Below are 16,993 nucleotides of genomic sequence, written 5' to 3'. Positions count from 1 at the left end.
GCCGATCGTCCCGAATACCGACGTGTTATGCCGCATCGCTTCGCAGGTACCTGCGGCGCAGTTGCAGGGGCGGGGACGCCGGCCGGATCGCGAACTCGGCATATCCGGGTTCTCGGCATAGTGGATCAACGAGTGCCTGACCAGAGCGATCGCGCTCTACTTGTCTGGCATCACCGGGCGCCGGATCGGCACGCTGTTCAGCGACGAGGCGGACGGGCCGCTGGACCCGGAGCACAAGCGCATGTTCATGGCCATGAAACGCGAGGTGCTGCGCCTTGGCGGGTACGCCTGTGAGTTCTTCGTGAGCCAGACCCCGGAGCTGACTGAAATGGCCGATCGCATCATCGACCTGGAAGGCATGACCGCGCAGGGTGCGGAGGCGGTTGCTTGACTGCGTACCCTGCGAACGTCGCGTGGTCGCAGCGAAGCTGCCTTTCGCTTGGTCTCATCGGTCGGCGCTGGACGGCCATCAGGCGACATTGGTCCTCGACGCCGAGATCTGCCGCTCGACTCGGTGTCATCGGGCGGAGCGCGGGCGTCAGAGGCTGCCTGCGACTTCCGCGTCGATCGCTTCCTGAACAAGTGCAGCCATGGCGCGAGCCGCATCGCAGGCCTGGTCACCCAGTCCGCGCACCGTGCCGACTCGGTCGGACATCGCTTCGTCCTGGCTGGCCTTGAGCTTTCCTTCTAGGCGATCGATCGGAATCTCAATGCCCACGATGGCACGCATCATCTTGTCCATGAACGAGGCTGGCGCATCGGATACCGACCAGGGCGCCGCCTGAGGAGCCTCATGGACCTGGGTGAGACGGCGAAGCATGTCGAACAGCCACTCACGATCCTCGATCGCGCGTGCGACCCCGTGGGCGTGGGCCACCACGTAGTTCCAGGTCGGCACGACCTTGCCGTGTTCCGACTTTCCCGGGTACCAGCCTGGAGTGATGTAGGCCTGGGGTCCCTGAAACATGACCACAGAAGAGCTGGCCGGCCCGAGGTCGCGCCAGACCTTGTTGGCGCGCGACACATGGCCGATCAATGTGCCGAAGGGGCCGCGACTACGGTCGAGGAGGAAGGGCACATGGTTGGCGACGAGGCCGTGGTCGCCATGACAGACCCAGGCACCGAGCGGGTGGGACGCCATCAGCGCAAACATAGTGTCGCGGTCGGTCAGTCTGTGCCGTGGGTTGACATACATCCGTAGTCCTTCACATGCCAATGAATGCGTGCCGCACCAGCAGCGCTGACAGCACGAACATGGTGGCACCGATCAGGCCGTCGAGCACCTGCCAAGCCTTCGGCCGAGCGAACCAGGGTGCCAGCCAACGGGCGCCGAAACCGAGCAAGGAAAACCAGACCAGGCTGGCTCCGGCGGCTCCCGCGATGAACCAGCCTTGAAGTGCAGCCGGTTGCTGCGCGCCGATGCTGCCCACCAGCAGCACAGTGTCCAGATAGACATGCGGATTGAGCAGCGTGAACGCTGCGGCCTGCGCCGCCGCAGCGCCGAGCGACAGCGACGAGCCGGCCGCCGAAGGATCCAGCCGGTGGACATGCATCGCCCGCCGCATCGCCCGCCAGCCGTAGACCGCGAGGAACGCGGCGCCCGCCAGAGCCAAGGCGCGCGCCAGGCCGGGGCTACGCCCAAGCGCCTGCGCCATGCCCATGACACCGGCGGCGATGAGCACCGCATCCGCCGCCGCGCAGAACAGGACCACGGCGCCCACATGCTCGCGGCGCAGCCCCTGGCGCAGAACAAATGCGTTCTGCGCGCCGATCGCGACAATGAGCCCGAAGCTCAAGGCCAAGCCTTGAACGAACACCGGGAAGGCGAAAGCTGAAGTCGTTGCAGAGTTCATGGCGTCGCAAGCTTGCTCGTCTCGGCAGATGAAGACAAACTAAACTCACTAATCGCGATGAAGGCGAACTAAACCATGCTCGACTACGCGGCGCTCTCCGCCCTGGCCGCCGTCATCCGGGAAGGTAGCTTCGAGCGCGCGGCGCAGGCGCTGTTTGTCACGCCATCGGCGGTGTCTCAGCGCATCCGTTCGCTGGAGGAGCGGCTGGGCTCTGCCCTGGTGATTCGCGGTCAACCGTGCCGAGCCACCGATACGGGCCGGCGCTTATGCCAGCACGTCGACCGCGTGCGGCTTCTCGAACAGGAACTGCAGAGCGCGCTGCCGGCGCTGGCTCCGGAGGGGCTCACCCGCGTCGCGCTGCCGATCGCCGTCAACGCGGACAGCCTGGCCACCTGGTTCGCACCAGCGGTCGCCGTCTACGCGGCCGATGCTCCCGTGCTGGTTGAGCTGTTTGTGGATGACCAGGATCACACCGCCGCGTGGCTGCGCAGCGGCGCGGTGCTGGCGGCCGTCACCGGAACAGCACGGCCCCCGGCGGGCTTCAACAGTCGGCCGCTGGGTGCCATGCGCTATGTCGCGGCTGCGAGCCCGGAATACGTGGCGCGCTACTTCCGCGGCGGTGTCGGTGCAGGGAGCCTGGCTCAGGCGCCCAGTCTGGTCTTCAACACGAAGGACGATCTGCAGGCACGCTGGGTGCGGCGCCTGTGCCACCGGGACGTAGAACTTCCTAGGGAAGGTCTGCACAACGCGCTGCGAAGTGCTGCTTGAGGTGAACTGATGCCGTGGTGGCGCTGGGAAGCCCATCATGCGTGCGATCAGCGCAGCTTTGTAGCCCGTGCGACGCGCTCGGCGCGCGCCACAGTGCCCAAACGGCCGCCGCGGACGCACTCATCCCGTTGCTCCCATCAATCGCCGCCGCGCCATCCACAGGTTGCCCAGCGCGAACAGCGTGACGATCTGCGCCGTGTTCTTCGCGAGACCGCGATAGCGCACCTTGGTGTAGCCGAACTGCCGCTTGAGCACGCGGAACGGGTGCTCGACCTTGGCCCTGACGCTCGCCTTGGCACGCTCGATCTGCTCGGCGATGAACTGTGGTTCTATGAACGGATTGAGCTTACGTCGCAGTCCTGGCCGCATCGCGACGTGCCAGGCAGGTCCTGCGGCCTCGGGCCGTTTGTGCACGCCCTGGTAGCCGGCGTCGCCGAAGGCCGCTTCTTCCTCGCCATGCAGCAGTGCGCCAGCCTGGGTCACGTCGTTGACGCTGGCGGCCGTTCCCACCACGCTGTGCACCAGGCCGGAGTCAGCATCGACGCCGATGTGAGCCTTCATGCCGAAGTACCACTGGTTGCCCTTCTTGGCCTGCTTCATCTCTGGGTCGCGTTCACCCTCGGCGTTCTTGGTCGAACTGGGCGCGGCGATCAGCGTAGCGTCCACCACGGTGCCCTTCTTCATCATCAGACCCTTGGCCTGCAGGATGTCGTTGACCACCCGCAGCATGTCGGTGGCCAGATCATGCTTCTCCAGCAGGTGACGGAACCGCAGGATGGTGGTCTCGTCGGGCAGCCGGCTCACACCATCGCCAAGCCTGGCGAACTCGCGAAACACCGGCATGTCGTGCAGCGCCTCTTCCATCGCAGGGTCCGACAGCGCGAACCACTGCTGCAGGTAGTGGATGCGCAGCATCGTTTCGATGCCGAACGGCGGACGGCCTGTCTTGGCCTTGGGGTAGTACGGCTCCACCACCTGAACCAGCGCCGCCCACGGCACAACGCGCTCCATCTCGTCGAGGAACTCGCGCTTGCGCGTCCTCTTGGTCGACAGGTTCAGGCCGAGTCCGAGTTGCTTCATGACCATGATCGTCGCCTGTGCCGAGCGATCACGCTACGCGGATCGGCCCGGAGTTATGCAGACCTTCCCTAGGCATGCCGTGCCATCTCCCCATGCCTTTGTCGCAGCGGCCTTGGCTGGCATGGGGTGGGGTCTGCATCCGCGGGAGTTGATCGCCTCTCAACTCAGCGACGGCTCACTGGTCGAACTGGTGCCTCGAACGCCGCTGGACGTGCCGCTGTACTGGCAGCATGCGCGCGTGGCCTCATCGTTGATTGAAGGGTTGAGCCGCGAGTTGGTTGCTGCAGCGGCCAGGGCACTGCGGTGCCCATGACGTGAATCACACCCGGATGCAAACGCCGAGCATCGAGCCGATGGGCCGGTCTTCATCGGTCCCAGAGGCAGGAATGGGTCGTGCACGGCCGGCCGCCTCGGCGGCACGGGTGTCTGGTCGTTCGTGGACAGCGGGTCTCGGCGCCTGACGCGGAGTGCATAGGTGCACGGCTTCTGCAACGCGCCAGGAGGGCCTCTCTGGATCCCCCATGGCTTGGGGCTCAAGAGAGGCCCCTGAGCTACAGCTCAGGGGCGAGGGAATCGGACTCAGCTCGCCGGCAGACCGCCGACGGCTGCCAGTTGCCAGCCGCGCAGGTCGGGGAACCTGTCGGCGAAGTCGAAGATGAGGTTGCGCCGCTCGTTGGAGAGCGCTATCCGCGCGAACCAATCGCCATACTGCTGCTCGCGCTCGATCGTGAGTTCCAACTGCGTCGCGTGTACCGCGAGCGGGTGCGCCTCCGCTACGCGAATGCACGGGTACCAGGAGCCGGACGCCGGCTGCGCGCCGTCTTCGATGAGGCGGCGAATCCGCCGGACGTACGCCTCCGGTGAGCAGTCTCGCGAGCCCGGCTTTAGGGAGCCACCCTCGCAGGCGCCGGCGAAGTAGACGGCCTGCTTGAGCACCTGCTCCGCGCTGCCGAGCATGCAGACCTCCCAACTCCTGGCGCGCTTGCCCGTCACGGCATCGCGGAGGTTGCTGTCGCCCCCTTCGATCGCAACGACGAAGCGGTCGACGCCGCCCGTGTCTGGACCAGCGGTCAGCCTCCAACTGGCCCATTGGTATTCGATGCGGTAGGACATGTCAGGTCTCCGCGCTTGCGAACAACGAGGCCTGCCCGGGCCGACCGGTGGTGGTCTTGCGCAGCTCGATGCAGGCGCGCCAAGCCGCGGGCTCACGCCTGAGCACGGTGCAGATCATTGATGCGCCGTAGTAGGCGTCACGAGCCGCACCTGGCCTGGCCAGGTCGAGCTCAAGGGTGAAGGCACCATCGCCCGCCAGGTCCATCTGCTTGGCGTACTTGGCCTGAAAGGCGGCGAAGGTCCCGAACGGGCAACAGGTCCACGAGGACTTCGCGCTGGCCATGGCAGCCAGCGGTGCCTGCAGAACTGCGACGACCCGGATGCCATGCTCCTCCTGAGCGGACTCCGCTGAGACCGAGGCTGCGATGGCGTCGCGCCAGAGCCCGAGGTAGCGCTCGGGCTTCGTCGGTTGGCCTCCGACCAGGAGTGTCTGATCGACCGTGCGTTGGGCGCGGTCGCTGCAAAGCGCAGAGAACACCTCGTACTGAGCCATGTAGTTGACGCCCTGCAGGTCGGGACGCAACAACGACGGCGTCTTCACGCCCGCCACCAGATCCAGTGCGATCGGCAGGTAGGACCGAGCACCGTAGAAGGTGGCGTCGTCGGGCAAGTGGATGACCAGCCGGCCGACTTCGTCGACGGCCGGAGTGGTGTGGGGATTCATCTGGTTCTCCTTGAAGAAGAGAAGAGGGCGCTGCCGCGTGCGGCGAGCGCCCTCTCAGGGATGGTTGACCGGCCGGCTCAGCGGCCAGCCGTGGGTCGCTTCACAGCGGATGGCTCGCCAGCATCTCGGCGAAGCTGGCGTTCGGCGGCAGGCTGGGCGGCGTCAGGGTGCCGAATTGCGGCGGCACCTCGTCGGGTTGCAGGCGCTGCTCTCGCACCGCCGCGTCGTATGCCCTCTTGCGCTCGTACCAGGCGAGTTCGTACCGGGCGATCGAGTCCCACGAAGCCGGCGCCGAGCGCTCGACCTCGTAGGCGAACTCGACCGCCTCGTTGTTGGCGTCGTCGTACCGGATCGAGACCTCGCGGTAATTGCCGAAGTCGTGCGGATGGGTGCGGCCGACGTAGGCCACCGGCAGGCCCTCCGGGACAGGGAACAGCCGATACAGCATGCGCCGGAAGACCTCGCACTCGCGCAACGAGGCCTCGGTGTAGTCGGGACTGCCCACCTGGGCGCAGTTCTCCTCGCCCGGGACCGGGCCGATTTCGATGAATTGCATGAAGATGCTCCGAAGGCGGCGCGCCATTGCGGCGCGCCGTGTGAAGTGGATGGGGTGTGGGCCGGGCCGGCCGCACCCTCAGTCGAGGGCGAACGCCGCGCGGGCCTCGTCATCGGTGAGGAAGATGTCGCGCTCGCAGTCGTAGTACGCGTGCTCGCCCTGGGTGGTGTTCCACATGAAGAGCAGCGTCCGACCTGTGCGCGTTCTCGTCGGCCGCTCGGTGCCGCCGCAGGCAGGAACCCAGTGGTCGCCCACGCTGTCGGTGAGCTCGGTCACAGCAGTCCACGCTCCGCCATCGAGGTCAGAGAACTGCCGTTGGCTGCGACGATGATGTGGTCGATGACCCGCACGTCGATCAGCGACAGCGCCTGGCGCAGCGCGCTGGTGAGCGCCTCGTCGGCCCGGCTCGGCTCCGTCTGCGACGACGGATGCACGTGGCTCAGGCACACGGCCGCGGCGTTGAAGTGCAGCGCGCGCTTGACCACTTCCCGCGGATAGACCGAGGTCTGCGTCAGCGTGCCGGCGAACAGTTCCTCGACCTCGATGACGCGATGGCTCGCGTCGAGGAAGACCACGACGAAGGTCTCGCGCTCCGCGCCGGCGAAGTACACCCGCAGGAAGTCCTTCATGACCATGGGCGAGTCGATCAGCGAGCGACCCCTGATCGCCTCGGCGGCGATCCGCGTGAGCAGTTCGTGAGCCGCGGCGAGCACGTGCCGTAGTCGCCCGTCGCGCGCGGTGGCGGGCACCGGGAGGTAGGCCACGACTGCGTTGTCGGAGCAGACGAGCGGCTGTGCCGCTTCGCTGGACGGATTCAGCAGGATCGCTTCGAGTTGATCGCGATCCAGGAGGGTGAGATTCATGGTGTGGACCTCTTGATGGAAGAGGGAACACCGGTCCCCCGAGGGACAGTGATCCCCCGTGGGTTGAATGCGGCCTGGGCCGCGTGCGTGGTCAGACTTCGCGCAGGCGGGCGCCCGTGCCGAAGTCGATGCCGCTGATGCGGTAGTGGGTCTGGTTGTCCAGCGCGCGCACCGTGAGCGAGTGCGGGGACGCGATCGAGACGACCTCGCAGGTTCCGAGGCGGCGCGTGGCCACCAGGTCACCGCGACCCAAGGCGCCTTCGCGCTTGAGCCGGACGAGGCGAATCACACCGGGAGGGATCCAGGGAGCCTCCGCAGGGAGGGCCTGAGTGGATGACATGGTGCGCTCCGTTGGGTGAGGGCACCAGCCACCGGGCTGTTGCCCGGTTGGGGTGGATGGCACTGCCCGAAGGCAGCGCACGGGATTCTTGTGCGGGTCACGACCGCAAACGCCATCGCTTGCGCGACGGGCACCTCCTCGCGATGAGGACCGGCCCATGGCCGGACAAGGTGCGAACAGTATGGCCATCGCGCGAGTGGCCTGCAACGGCTCGATTTCAGCGGCGCAGGTTCATTGGGAAGCTTTCGACCTTGAAGTGCGGGCCGCGCGCGAAAACATGCCTGCATCGGACCGGCTCGGCCCGCCGCGAACGGCATCGAAGACGGATCGAAGGGGGCCGAGGTAGAGCGACCGACAGGCGGCCGGGCTCGATTTGGCATCCGACGCGGCGAGGTCCCGGCCGGCGCCCGCGTGCGGAGACGCAGGCGCAAGCCGGTCGAGCGCAGAGCCTGGGGGCGCACCCTTGAGCGACGCCGATGCCGCGGGAACATGGCTTCACGCTTCGAAGGAAGCGCACTCAGACAGAAGGAGTCCCAATGAACGACGCAACGACGCTGGACCGGCCGGTGCAGCCCACCCTCCAGGTGCGGCAGATCGTGCCGGGCCAGAACTACCGGGAGCACTACGACGCGAAGGCCCTTGCCGACCTGCGCGAGCAGGTGAAGGCGGCCGGCGGCATCAAGAGCCCGATCATGGTGCGACCGCATCCCAGCCGGGACGGGGTGTGGGAGATCGTCTACGGCCATCGCCGCTGGATGGTCGCCGGCGAGCAGTACGGCGACACCTACGACATGCCGGTCACCATCGAGGACCTGAGCGATGCCGAGGCGCGGGCGCTCGGCATCATCGAGAACAAGGGGCGCGACAACCCGAGCGCCATCGAGGAAGCCAAGGGTGCCGCCGATCTGCTGCGGTTCAACGCCGGCGACAAGGAGAAGACCGCCAACCAGCTCGGCTGGAAGCTGCGCGAACTGGACAACCGGCTGCTGCTGCTGAACTGCGCGCCGGAGGTCCAGAAGGCCGTCATCGAGCGTCACCCGCACATCAGCATCGGACACGCGGAACTGCTGGCCGGCCTGCCGCAGGAGCGCCAGGTCAAGGTGCTTGCCGGCATCCTGCAGCACAAGGTGCCGATCGAGGTGTTGAAGAAGCAACTCGGCCAGTACGCCAAGCGGCTGTCCGAGGCCATCTTCGACACGGCACAGTGCCTGGGCTGTCCGCACAACTCGGCGCAGCAGGCCGCCCTGTTCGACGCCTCCATCGGTGAGGGCTACTGCCAGCACCCGACCCACTACGACGAACTCACGATGGCGGCGTTGCAGGCGCGAGCCGAGCCGCTGCGTGAACGCTTCCAGGTGATCCGGTTCATCAAGCCGGAAGACGGCTTCGTGCCCCTCGCAGTGGCGGCGGATGGCCCCCTGGGCGTGGGCGCAGAGCAGATGGAGGCCTGCAAGGGCTGCGCGAACTTCGGGTGCAGCGTGTCGGCCATCCCCGGCCACTACGGCGAGGTCGCCGAGTCGCTGTGCTTCGATGCTGTGTGCAACAGCACCAAGGTGGCCGCGCGGCGCAAGGCCGAGCGGGCAGCGAGCAAGCCGACCGCGCCGGCGAGGGACGCGGTCGGGGCTGGCGACGGAAAGGCCAAGGGCGCCACGCCAGCGGCCTCGCCCGCCGAGAGTGCCAAGCCGCGCAACACCGTGCCGGGCAAGGTGGTGGCGCACCGCATCGAGTTCTGGCGCAAGACGGTGGCGAACCAGCTGATGGTGCAGGGCGAGCGCAACCACCGCGCACTGACGGCCCTGGTGCTGGCCCGAGAAACGCGAGCCATCCATGCGGATCGGTATGCAGACGTGGCGGTGAAGCTGGCCGGCATCAAGAAGCCGAATCTGGGTGACGCTCCCCTGCGCAAGATGCTGGAGCAGGCCGACGCGGTGGACGCAGGCGCGCTGGAGGCGCTTGTCAAGGCGGTCACGGCGTCCGTAGCCTACGGCATCGACACCGAAGGCCTCGAGGCACTGCTGAACTACCTCGAAGTCGACGAGGCGCGGCACTTCACGCTCAACGAGGCCTACCTGGCACTGCTGACGGTGAGCGAACTGGAGTCGCTTGCGGAAGAAGTCGGCCTGAAGAAGGCGATGGGCGAGCGCTACGCGAAGGCCAAGGCCAGCAAGCGAAGCGAGTTCATCCAGGCGCTGCTGGCGGTCGAGGGCTTCACCTACAAGGGCGCGGTGCCCAAGGCGATGCGCTACCCCCGGCGCAAGTTCAAACACGCCGAGCGCGCGGAGCCGGCCCGCGAGTCGAGCGCGGCTGCCGATGCGCCCGCGGAACGCCGAGAAGAGGCAGAGCCCGCGCAGGCGGCGTGAGCCTCGACAAACGATGGGTGACCCATAGGATCAATCCGAGGGTCATCCCTCTCGAACAAGGAGATTCAAGCGATGTTCAAGGAACTCTTCCCGCTGGCAGCACAGGGCGCGTTCAGCCTGCTGCTGTCGGCCGACGAGGCCAGCGGCCTCATGACCGTGGTGGTGGTGCCGAAGCACTCGGAGGGCGGCAAGGACGTCCCCGCGCTGGCGATGCCGCTCAAGCTCACGGCTGTCCCCGACGAACTGGATGCCGGCTTCGTGCAGGCCGTGCTCAGCTACGCGACCCATCGCGCCAGCCTGGACGAGCAGGTGGCCGCGACCAACGAAGTGATCGAGGCGGCGAAGGCCGTGGCGGTCAAGAAGGGCGCCGATGCCGTGACGAAGGCCGGCACCAAGCCCGCGCAGCGCGGCACAGCGCCCAAGGCAGCGGCCGGCGACGACGACGCAGACGACGAAGATGGTGGGGACGACGCCGACGATGCGCCCGCAGCGCCAGCCGCGGTCGTGCCGGCCTCGGCTTCCTCTGCCGGACCGGGCGTGCCTGACCTCTTCGGTGCGTGAAGGGAGGCAACCATGTCCATCGTCGTTGCCGCTCTCGCCCGTTGCTTCAAGTACAACGGAATGACGCTGCCGGACATTCCCGGCATGAGCGTCGAACAGGTCAAGGAGGTCTACGCCGCGCAGTACCCCGAACTGCTGACGGCCGAGGCCCAGGTCGGTGAGGTCGTTCGTGGCGTCCAGGAAATCGCCTTCAAGCGCGCGGTCGGCACCAAGGGCTGAGGACGATCCGGTCGCGCGCTATGCCGCGCGGCTGGACCGGTTCCTCGCGCAGCCTGGAGTTGGCGAGGCCGGAGCCCTTGAAGCCGCAATGGGCGAGGCGAAACTGGCTTTCGTGAGCAGCATCGTCCACCAGTTCGCCGAAGACGTGCGCGGCCAGCCCCACGGGGATCGACAGGACCGCATGGTGGTACGCGGCGCGCTCCTTCCGCCACTGTTCTAGCCATGTTTCAGCTGCCCGTCGTTGACCCCTGCATCCCCTGCGCCCTGGTGCCACAGGCGTCCCGCCGTCGTGGGGCGCTGCTGGCCCGGACCCTGCTGCGCACCGGCATCGTCGATGCTGCCTTGATGCCGGCGCGGCCGGGGCCAGATCACCTCCGGAATTGCCAGACCGTGCTGGAGGGTTGGGTCCGCCGTGAACTCGGTGCGCTGCGCATGCTCCGGCCGTACTTCGCGATGAACCTGCGTGAGGCCGGCAGCGATGCCGGGCACGCTGTGGGGCCGTCGTGCACGATCGAGTGGGGCGGCGAGTCCTTCGGCGTGCGCTGGGTGGGGCCGGCACTGGAGTTCCTGGAGCGCCATCAGCCCAGGCTCGGCCGCACGGTGCTGCATGTGCTGGAGCGGCAGGCGTTTCGCACGTTGCCGATCTACACGCCCGCCATCGTCATGGAGTGCGCCAGCGATGTCTACTGGTACGGCGAGTCCGACGAGGACATGGCTCTGGAAGAGGCCTGCGGCGATGACGCCGACGAGCGTAAGGCCATGCGCGACAACATGGTGACGCGGGCGATGTTCGACAGCACGTTCCCGGGCTGGGCGCTCGGGGGTCGGTCGAGGCCAGTCGGCCGACGAACCTTGCAGCGCATTGCCGAGTCCGAATCAGATCACCGCGTCGCCAACGTGATCGAGAGCCTGATGAGCGTGCTTGGCGTGGAGTTGCCCACCTACGACTGGTCCTTCCGCGAGGGGCGCTTCGTCGGCTTCTCGGGCGTCCTGGCCTGGGGCCGCGAGGACGAACTGACCGGTCGTGTGCTGGATGACTACGAGCAGATGGTCAGTGAGAGCGGCGACTACTTCGAAACCTGCGGCGAACTCACGATCGCTGTCGAGGATCACGAGACATTCGCCCACTGGTTCGACGCCATGCGGCCGTGGTGCCGGGCGACACGTGCGCTGGACGGCTTGATCTGGCAACTCTGCGAGGGAGACTGGTCCGCAAAGTGACCGTGAGAGCAAGGAGTTCCGATGACCCAACCTCAACAAGACGCGAAGTTCAGCGTGACCGAGGAAGGCCCCGCTGAAATGCAACTGCGGCGGGCGATCCTGGTCTACGCGAGCAAGGGCGGTGGAAGTTTCGCGACCGTGCACGACATCGCCGCGAACGAAGGCGGAGGCGCGACGATCTTGCCCGGACGTCCGATGACGGCGTTCGCGGTGTTGCGCTTGGCCCGCAGCTTGATGAAGCGGCAGGACGGCGGGTTCATCCCGGACAGGTTGATCTTCCAGGATTCGGCTGCGATCGCTTGGTGGGTGCCGCCGGGCATGCGACGAATCTGGTTCCGGTGCCCCGAAGACCAACTCATCGCCGGCGAACGCTCCGAGGTCGTCAGCCATCCAGGTCTGGTGTTCTGCGTGACGACCGCGCGCAAGTGGTTTGTCTGGGCGATCAAGGGGGCGGCGCGGCCGAAGGACAGCACGAGGTTGTTCCGTGCGCCGTACTTCAACGTCTGGGAGAGCGGCCAGATTTGCGTGGGCAACGTGGACCTGCCGGAGCGCGCGACGGCCGAGAAGCTCGACGAATGGACCAGCGCGTTCTTCGACAGCTGGTTCACGCATCCCAACGTGCACAGCAACCTCGTACGCTACCGTGGCGGGGCCTACCGGTTCTGGCGTGACATGCTCGACGGCAAGCATGTCGTGTTTCCGGAGCGGACGCTGGTCGACCTCGACCGCACCCTGGGCGAGGCCTTGCAGTCCCGCGGAGCCAAGCATGACGGCTGACCCGCGCGACGTGGCCATCAGGGTCAGTTGCCCGGTGGTCGCCGTGCCCCGGTTCGGCGCGCTGGAGCCGCACGCGAGCGGGCAGCGCATGCTGCTCGCCCGAAACGGCCTGTTCGTGCAGATGAAGACGCCCTGGCTCGATTGCACGACACGGGTCGCGGAGGTCGGCATGCACCTGCCGTACGGGTCGGCGGCCGAGGCCATCACGTTCGCCTTCGGCGTCATTTCCTTGGGACTGCTGGAGCGGTTCATCGCCGCCGCGCGCAGGACGATGCCCAACGAGGCGGCGGGCGCGCTGGTCTACGACGCGCGCAGCGGTGCTTTGCGCCTCGCCATGCATGAGGCCATCGAGGTCGGGCCCGGTCACGTGAGATACCGGATCGAAGAGTTGGCCGCAGACGAGCTTGTCGCAATCGACCTTCACTCACATGGCCGGCTGGGCGCGTTCTGGTCGGACGAAGACGATCGGGATGACCAGGGCGTGCGGGTCTGCGGTGTCTTCGGCAACCTGGACCGCGAGCGACCCACCGCGAGGTTCCGGCTCGCGCTGAATGGCCTGTTCCGGGAATTGCCTCATCCGTGGGCCGTCGAGCCGGACGGCGCACTGCCGGCATAGAAGAGGCGCCTCGACGCTGAACGCCGAGGCGCCGAAGACGCATCAGGCCTTGCCCAGGGAGGACAAGCAAGGCGGATCGAATGCGCTCCTCATTGTGCACTGCGGCCCGTCGCTGAGCGGCCACCACCGACGCGCTTGCCGATGGCGCGCGCGCCGGGGTTGAAGCGGACGCCTAGTCCACGATCATCTTCGAGAGAGGATCGGATTCGACATGGAACACTGCATCGGGCGAAGCCTGCTGAGCCAGCGGGTGAAGGTCCACCTGGTGGGCGTCGGGGGTAACGGTGCGCAGATGGCCAACTGCCTGGCCCGCTTGGACATCGCGATGCGGGCGCTCGGCCACCCCTACGGCCTGCATGTCACGGCGTTCGATGGCGACCGGGTGAGCGAATCCAACGTCGGGCGGCAGATCTACAGCCCGGTCGACGTGGGGCTGCACAAGGCGGTGGTGACGATCCACCGGCTGAACCAGTATTTCGGCCTCGACTGGGACGCCGTGCCGCGGCACTACGGCGCATCGCTCGCCATTGACCACGGAGGCGGTCCGAGCATCGTCATCAGCTGCGTGGACTCGGCGCGCTCTCGGCGTGACCTGCACAGGAACCTGTTCCAACGCGGATCGCGTGCCACCTACTGGCTCGACCTCGGCAACACCGAGAGCGGGGCACAGGTGGTGCTGGGTCAGCCCAAGCCCTATCCGCTGCCCGAACTGCAGGAGTGGGGACGGCTACCTTGTGTCACCGAGCTGTTCCCTCAACTGCTCGAGGAGCAGCAGGAGGACGACGCACCGTCCTGTTCGGTGCGGATCTCGTTGCAGTCCCAAGGTCTGTTCGTCAACGACATGGCGGTGCGGTGGGCATCGCAGTTGCTCTACGAGTTGTTCCAGGGGCCGATCAGGCAGCACGGTGTGCTGGTCAACCTGTCGTCCAAGCGCTCAGGCCCCATCGACGTGAACCCGGCGGTGTGGAAGCGCTTCGGCATTCGACGACGCAAGCCCCGCGGCCTTCAGGCGGAGTAGCTCGCCAGGCGCTGCGGCGGCCGCAAAACGGGGGTGCTGCGTACCGCCTTTCGGTTGGCGCGAACGACGCGAACCCGGCAGCATGACAAGGCAGTGTCGGCTCGATCGTGTTCAGGCCCTCAGGCTCCGCTGGCCAGCCCTTGAAGGCGTCGAGCGCCGGCCAAGAATGAACCCATGCAATCGACGAAAGGGATCGTCATGGTGGAAGGTCAGTTGGTCAGCGCACTCCAGGTGCTCGGCTGGATCCTCACGCTGCTCGGGCAGGTCCAGGTGGCCCGCAAGCGCCGGGCAGGCTTCGCGACCTGGATCGTCGCCAACATCGTGCTCATCGGGTTGAGCGTGCGGGTTGGTCTGTGGTGGAGCATCGGGATGTATGCGACCAATATCGCCGTGTGCGCGTGGTCGTTCCGTGCCTGGGACCAGGCGGACCAAGGCCGCATGCGGACGCTGTTCGTGAGCAGGCGGACCGCTTGGTAGCGAGCGGCTGAAACGCCGATGCAGCCGACCGAGCAACAGCATCGCATCGTCGACAGCGATGCTCGGTCGCTGGTCGTTGAGGCGGGGGCGGGAGCGGCAAAGACGACAACGCTCGGCCTGTACGCCGGTGCGCGTCCGCGCAGACGCATTCTCTATCTCGCCTTCAACAAATCGATCCAACTGGAGGCGGCGGAGCGCATGCCGCCGAACGTCACGTGCCGCACCACCCACTCCATCGCTTGGCGCAAGGCGGTCGAGCTCTTCGGCAGCGAGGCGTCGCAGCGAGTGGGCAAGACCTACGCGTCTTCGGTGGCGCGGACGTTCCGGTGCGGGCCGTTGGTGGCCACCGCTGCCTTGCAGGCCATCCAGAACTGGTGCGGCACGCTGGACGCGCAGATCGATGCCTCGCACGTGCCGGCCGACATCGCCGAGCGCCTGGCTGATCCGGGAACCGTTGTCGAGGTTGCCAGGGCGACCTGGGGACGGATGTGCCGGACCGATGGTGGCGAGCTTCGCCTGCCCCATGACGGGTACCTGAAGCTCTTCCAGATGGACGAGCCGACGTTGCGAGGCCAGGATCTGGTGGCCGTGGACGAGGCCCAGGACCTCAACCTGTGCACCTACGACATCGTCCGGCGCCAGGGCGGCGGGCTGGTGCTCGTGGGGGACTCGGCGCAGCAGATCTTCGCCTTCCGCGGGTCGGCCAATGCCCTGAGGGTTCACGAGGCCGATCAGCGGCTGCAGCTCACGCGCAGCTTCCGCTTCGGGGAGGGTCTCGCGCAGATGGCGAACGCACTGCTGGACCACTTCAAGCTCGACAACACGCTGCACCTCGTCGGGGCCGGTCGGGCGCCTACTCGCTTGTCGGTGGACACGAAGCGCGCCTTCGCGGTGCTGGCCCGGACGAACGCGGTCGTGTTCGAGGAAGCCATCTCGTTCCTGTCGAGCAATCGGCGCTACCACTTCGTGGGCGGGCCAGAGGGGTACCGAATGGAGAAGCTGCTCGACGCCTACCACCTGTGGGCCGGCAGCGGCGGACTGGTCCGTGATCCTTACCTGCGCAGCTTCGGCAGCTTCGAGGACCTACAGCAACTCGCAGAGGATGCCGCTGACCCTGAGCTCAGGCACCTGGTGCGCGTGGTCGAGGACTACGGCGGGCGCGTGCCGGCACTGGTGGAGCAGATCAGGTCCCGGCACGTGGCGCTCGACAAGGCCGCCTGGAGCGAATTCGACGGCGTGTTCTTCTCGACAGCGCACAAGTCGAAGGGCTTGGAGTTCGACCAGGTCTGGCTGGCCGACGATTTCATGCGGTTCTTCGAGGACGGCAGGGAGCTGACGGCCGACGAGGTGGATCAGGCGGACGTGAATCTGCTGTACGTCGCTCTGACCCGCGCGAAGGCGTCTGTTCGGCTGTGCGAGTCGTTCGACGAGTGGCTGAGCTATCGGCGCCTGCGCCCGCGTTGATCCCTTGAAGCGTCTTGCGTGGCTCGGATGATGGTCTTCGAGACCCCGAAGGACCGTCGATGTCGCAAGCACTGATCCGCCACCTCCGCCTGTTCTGCGCCAGTCCCAATGTGCCACCCGTTCGACAGCAGGACGGTGTGCTGGCGGTGGCCGGTGTGCTCGAGCGGGCCGGTCTGGCGAGGCTGCTGCTGGTGGACATGGAGCGCTGGGGCCGCAACCCGGGTGCCAGCGTGACCAACGCCGTCGACCAGCTGGCGCCGGCCGCACATCGCTACCTGATCGGCGGCTTCGGCATCGCGTTGGCTGACACGCAGATCGTCGAGCTGGACGGATCGGGGGCGTTCGATCTCGTGTGCGGTCTTGGTGATGGATGCGGCCTGTCGCATCGACCGCTATGCGGCGCGGATCGCGGTGTTCGGCATCGCAGTCGCGAAGCGTTCATTGCGGCGACCGGCGCGATGGGGCACGCGATGCTTCAGCGGGCCGAGGCGGTGGGCAAGGGCGAGTGGGCGGGGGTCGAGGGATGAGCCGGCAAGGTCAGTGCGGGACGTGCGTGCGCTGGTCGCGGCAAGGCGGCTCCATCCTGCCGGCGGTCGAAGGATGCGGCTGGCTCGCCGAGCACGACGCACAGCCACTGTCCAGCGCGCTGGGAATGCTGCTGCCCGTGCTCGCGCAGCTCGCAGCCCGGGACCGGTGTTGCCCCGGGCATCTGGAGGCCAATGCGGATGACATGCCGGATGCGTACCTCGCGGCAGATCTGCGAAGGATGCCGTCCGGCGGGCAGGGCTTGAAGGCGCAGCACGCGATGCGATCCTGACCACAGGCAAGGAGAACACGATGTTGAACGCCGGAATCCTCAAGACGACTGCGGGTGCACCATGGTGACCAAGTCGCTGCGGCCCGTGACGCGCGAGACCAGCGCGGTGGTGCGAGACAAGGGCCCGCGCGCGGTGATCGTGACCGTGGTTGGCGGTGTGATCGAACTGCGGGACAAGGGGCTGCGAAGTACCGAGACGCTCGATGTGGCATGGTGCTACACGGCC

The 16,993-nt window shown here is 67.1% G+C and carries 20 protein-coding genes and 3 pseudogenes; 14 read left to right on the top strand and 9 right to left on the bottom strand.

Features of this window, described 5'->3' with window-relative positions:
- Positions 1 to 121: 121 nt before the first annotated feature.
- Positions 122 to 391, top strand: a pseudogene (locus AB7U92_RS06015) (SMC family ATPase); the annotation flags it as partial.
- Positions 392 to 538: 147 nt separating this feature from the next.
- On the opposite strand, the gene AB7U92_RS06010 reads toward AB7U92_RS06015, so the two are convergent.
- Positions 539 to 1,195, bottom strand: a complete 657-nt coding sequence (locus tag AB7U92_RS06010; RefSeq protein WP_428575276.1) for an FMN-binding negative transcriptional regulator — start codon at positions 1,193 to 1,195, stop codon at positions 539 to 541.
- A 10-nt stretch (positions 1,196 to 1,205) separates the two neighbouring features.
- Complete coding sequence (locus AB7U92_RS06005; RefSeq protein ID WP_428575275.1) at positions 1,206 to 1,853, bottom strand: LysE/ArgO family amino acid transporter; 648 nt, start codon at positions 1,851 to 1,853, stop codon at positions 1,206 to 1,208.
- A 75-nt stretch (positions 1,854 to 1,928) separates the two neighbouring features.
- Here AB7U92_RS06005 and AB7U92_RS06000 point away from each other — a divergent pair.
- Positions 1,929 to 2,585, top strand: a pseudogene (locus tag AB7U92_RS06000) (LysR family transcriptional regulator ArgP); the annotation flags it as partial.
- 156 nt (positions 2,586 to 2,741) lie between these two features.
- On the opposite strand, the gene AB7U92_RS05995 reads toward AB7U92_RS06000, so the two are convergent.
- A complete protein-coding gene (locus tag AB7U92_RS05995) occupies positions 2,742 to 3,701 on the bottom strand; it encodes an IS5 family transposase (protein WP_428575274.1) in 960 nt (319 codons plus the stop codon).
- 67 nt (positions 3,702 to 3,768) lie between these two features.
- Here AB7U92_RS05995 and AB7U92_RS05990 point away from each other — a divergent pair.
- A pseudogene (locus tag AB7U92_RS05990) lies at positions 3,769 to 4,014 on the top strand (LysR substrate-binding domain-containing protein); the annotation flags it as partial.
- Between the two features lie 266 nt (positions 4,015 to 4,280).
- Here the strand turns inward: AB7U92_RS05990 and AB7U92_RS05985 are convergent.
- The 6 genes from AB7U92_RS05985 to AB7U92_RS05960 all read right to left on the bottom strand — a co-directional run bounded on the left by AB7U92_RS05985 (position 4,281) and on the right by AB7U92_RS05960 (position 7,186).
- Positions 4,281 to 4,814: a hypothetical protein gene (locus AB7U92_RS05985; protein WP_428575273.1), complete on the bottom strand. Its 534-nt coding sequence runs from the start codon at positions 4,812 to 4,814 to the stop codon at positions 4,281 to 4,283.
- 1 nt (position 4,815) lies between these two features.
- Positions 4,816 to 5,478 (bottom strand): hypothetical protein, encoded by a 663-nt coding sequence (locus tag AB7U92_RS05980; RefSeq protein WP_428575272.1) that lies wholly within the window; start codon positions 5,476 to 5,478, stop codon positions 4,816 to 4,818.
- A 100-nt stretch (positions 5,479 to 5,578) separates the two neighbouring features.
- On the bottom strand, positions 5,579 to 6,034 hold the full coding sequence (locus AB7U92_RS05975; protein ID WP_428575271.1) for a hypothetical protein: 456 nt from the start codon (positions 6,032 to 6,034) through the stop codon (positions 5,579 to 5,581).
- A 78-nt stretch (positions 6,035 to 6,112) separates the two neighbouring features.
- Complete coding sequence (locus AB7U92_RS05970; protein ID WP_428575270.1) at positions 6,113 to 6,310, bottom strand: hypothetical protein; 198 nt, start codon at positions 6,308 to 6,310, stop codon at positions 6,113 to 6,115.
- A complete protein-coding gene (locus tag AB7U92_RS05965) occupies positions 6,307 to 6,897 on the bottom strand; it encodes a JAB domain-containing protein (protein WP_428575269.1) in 591 nt (196 codons plus the stop codon). The genes AB7U92_RS05970 and AB7U92_RS05965 overlap by 4 nt, the downstream gene beginning before the upstream one ends.
- Positions 6,898 to 6,988: 91 nt before the next feature.
- Positions 6,989 to 7,186, bottom strand: a complete 198-nt coding sequence (locus tag AB7U92_RS05960; RefSeq protein WP_428575268.1) for a hypothetical protein — start codon at positions 7,184 to 7,186, stop codon at positions 6,989 to 6,991.
- 587 nt (positions 7,187 to 7,773) lie between these two features.
- Between AB7U92_RS05960 and AB7U92_RS05955 the strand changes: the two genes are divergently transcribed.
- The 11 genes from AB7U92_RS05955 (at position 7,774) to AB7U92_RS05905 (ending at position 16,767) form a co-directional block, all read left to right on the top strand.
- The gene (locus AB7U92_RS05955; RefSeq protein ID WP_428575267.1) at positions 7,774 to 9,597 is read left to right on the top strand and encodes a PRTRC system ParB family protein; all 1,824 of its coding nucleotides are present in this window, start codon (positions 7,774 to 7,776) and stop codon (positions 9,595 to 9,597) included.
- 72 nt (positions 9,598 to 9,669) lie between these two features.
- Positions 9,670 to 10,158: a PRTRC system protein E gene (locus AB7U92_RS05950; protein WP_428575266.1), complete on the top strand. Its 489-nt coding sequence runs from the start codon at positions 9,670 to 9,672 to the stop codon at positions 10,156 to 10,158.
- Between the two features lie 12 nt (positions 10,159 to 10,170).
- The gene (locus AB7U92_RS05945; protein ID WP_054018129.1) at positions 10,171 to 10,377 is read left to right on the top strand and encodes a PRTRC system protein C; all 207 of its coding nucleotides are present in this window, start codon (positions 10,171 to 10,173) and stop codon (positions 10,375 to 10,377) included.
- Between the two features lie 222 nt (positions 10,378 to 10,599).
- On the top strand, positions 10,600 to 11,598 hold the full coding sequence (locus tag AB7U92_RS05940; protein WP_428575265.1) for a PRTRC system protein F: 999 nt from the start codon (positions 10,600 to 10,602) through the stop codon (positions 11,596 to 11,598).
- Positions 11,599 to 11,619: 21 nt separating this feature from the next.
- Positions 11,620 to 12,375 carry a PRTRC system protein B gene (locus AB7U92_RS05935; protein WP_428575264.1) on the top strand — a complete coding sequence of 252 codons (756 nt, stop codon included), beginning with the start codon at positions 11,620 to 11,622 and terminating at the stop codon, positions 12,373 to 12,375.
- Complete coding sequence (locus AB7U92_RS05930; protein ID WP_428575263.1) at positions 12,365 to 12,991, top strand: PRTRC system protein A; 627 nt, start codon at positions 12,365 to 12,367, stop codon at positions 12,989 to 12,991. The genes AB7U92_RS05935 and AB7U92_RS05930 overlap by 11 nt, the downstream gene beginning before the upstream one ends.
- A gap of 211 nt (positions 12,992 to 13,202) precedes the next feature.
- Entirely contained in the window at positions 13,203 to 14,009 is an 807-nt protein-coding gene (locus tag AB7U92_RS05925) for a PRTRC system ThiF family protein (protein WP_428575262.1), read from the top strand.
- Between the two features lie 174 nt (positions 14,010 to 14,183).
- On the top strand, positions 14,184 to 14,486 hold the full coding sequence (locus AB7U92_RS05920) for a hypothetical protein (RefSeq protein WP_428575261.1): 303 nt from the start codon (positions 14,184 to 14,186) through the stop codon (positions 14,484 to 14,486).
- A gap of 18 nt (positions 14,487 to 14,504) precedes the next feature.
- Positions 14,505 to 15,950 carry a UvrD-helicase domain-containing protein gene (locus tag AB7U92_RS05915; RefSeq protein ID WP_428575260.1) on the top strand — a complete coding sequence of 482 codons (1,446 nt, stop codon included), beginning with the start codon at positions 14,505 to 14,507 and terminating at the stop codon, positions 15,948 to 15,950.
- Between the two features lie 59 nt (positions 15,951 to 16,009).
- Positions 16,010 to 16,477, top strand: coding sequence for a hypothetical protein (locus AB7U92_RS05910; RefSeq protein WP_428575259.1), 468 nt, complete (start codon positions 16,010 to 16,012; stop codon positions 16,475 to 16,477).
- Between the two features lie 26 nt (positions 16,478 to 16,503).
- Positions 16,504 to 16,767 (top strand): hypothetical protein, encoded by a 264-nt coding sequence (locus AB7U92_RS05905; RefSeq protein ID WP_428575258.1) that lies wholly within the window; start codon positions 16,504 to 16,506, stop codon positions 16,765 to 16,767.
- Positions 16,768 to 16,993 lie beyond the last annotated feature (226 nt).

Source organism: Piscinibacter sp. (assembly GCF_050175855.1).
Lineage (GTDB): Bacteria > Pseudomonadota > Gammaproteobacteria > Burkholderiales > Burkholderiaceae_C > Piscinibacter.
This window is presented reverse-complemented; position numbering and strand designations above follow the sequence as displayed.

Bases quoted from the DNA above. Each gene is read 5' to 3' on its own strand.
- AB7U92_RS05975 (WP_428575271.1), bottom strand. From the start codon at position 6,034: ATGCAATTCATCGAAATCGGCCCGGTCCCGGGCGAGGAGAACTGCGCC.
- AB7U92_RS05910 (WP_428575259.1), top strand. From the start codon at position 16,010: ATGTCGCAAGCACTGATCCGCCACCTCCGCCTGTTCTGCGCCAGTCCC.
- AB7U92_RS06005 (WP_428575275.1), bottom strand. From the start codon at position 1,853: ATGAACTCTGCAACGACTTCAGCTTTCGCCTTCCCGGTGTTCGTTCAA.
- AB7U92_RS06010 (WP_428575276.1), bottom strand. From the start codon at position 1,195: ATGTATGTCAACCCACGGCACAGACTGACCGACCGCGACACTATGTTT.
- AB7U92_RS05945 (WP_054018129.1), top strand. From the start codon at position 10,171: ATGTCCATCGTCGTTGCCGCTCTCGCCCGTTGCTTCAAGTACAACGGA.
- AB7U92_RS05955 (WP_428575267.1), top strand. From the start codon at position 7,774: ATGAACGACGCAACGACGCTGGACCGGCCGGTGCAGCCCACCCTCCAG.
- AB7U92_RS05995 (WP_428575274.1), bottom strand. From the start codon at position 3,701: ATGAAGCAACTCGGACTCGGCCTGAACCTGTCGACCAAGAGGACGCGC.
- AB7U92_RS05915 (WP_428575260.1), top strand. From the start codon at position 14,505: ATGCAGCCGACCGAGCAACAGCATCGCATCGTCGACAGCGATGCTCGG.
- AB7U92_RS05935 (WP_428575264.1), top strand. From the start codon at position 11,620: ATGACCCAACCTCAACAAGACGCGAAGTTCAGCGTGACCGAGGAAGGC.
- AB7U92_RS05950 (WP_428575266.1), top strand. From the start codon at position 9,670: ATGTTCAAGGAACTCTTCCCGCTGGCAGCACAGGGCGCGTTCAGCCTG.
- AB7U92_RS05985 (WP_428575273.1), bottom strand. From the start codon at position 4,814: ATGTCCTACCGCATCGAATACCAATGGGCCAGTTGGAGGCTGACCGCT.
- AB7U92_RS05920 (WP_428575261.1), top strand. From the start codon at position 14,184: ATGCAATCGACGAAAGGGATCGTCATGGTGGAAGGTCAGTTGGTCAGC.
- AB7U92_RS05925 (WP_428575262.1), top strand. From the start codon at position 13,203: ATGGAACACTGCATCGGGCGAAGCCTGCTGAGCCAGCGGGTGAAGGTC.
- AB7U92_RS05965 (WP_428575269.1), bottom strand. From the start codon at position 6,897: ATGAATCTCACCCTCCTGGATCGCGATCAACTCGAAGCGATCCTGCTG.
- AB7U92_RS05980 (WP_428575272.1), bottom strand. From the start codon at position 5,478: ATGAATCCCCACACCACTCCGGCCGTCGACGAAGTCGGCCGGCTGGTC.
- AB7U92_RS05940 (WP_428575265.1), top strand. From the start codon at position 10,600: ATGTTTCAGCTGCCCGTCGTTGACCCCTGCATCCCCTGCGCCCTGGTG.
- AB7U92_RS05930 (WP_428575263.1), top strand. From the start codon at position 12,365: ATGACGGCTGACCCGCGCGACGTGGCCATCAGGGTCAGTTGCCCGGTG.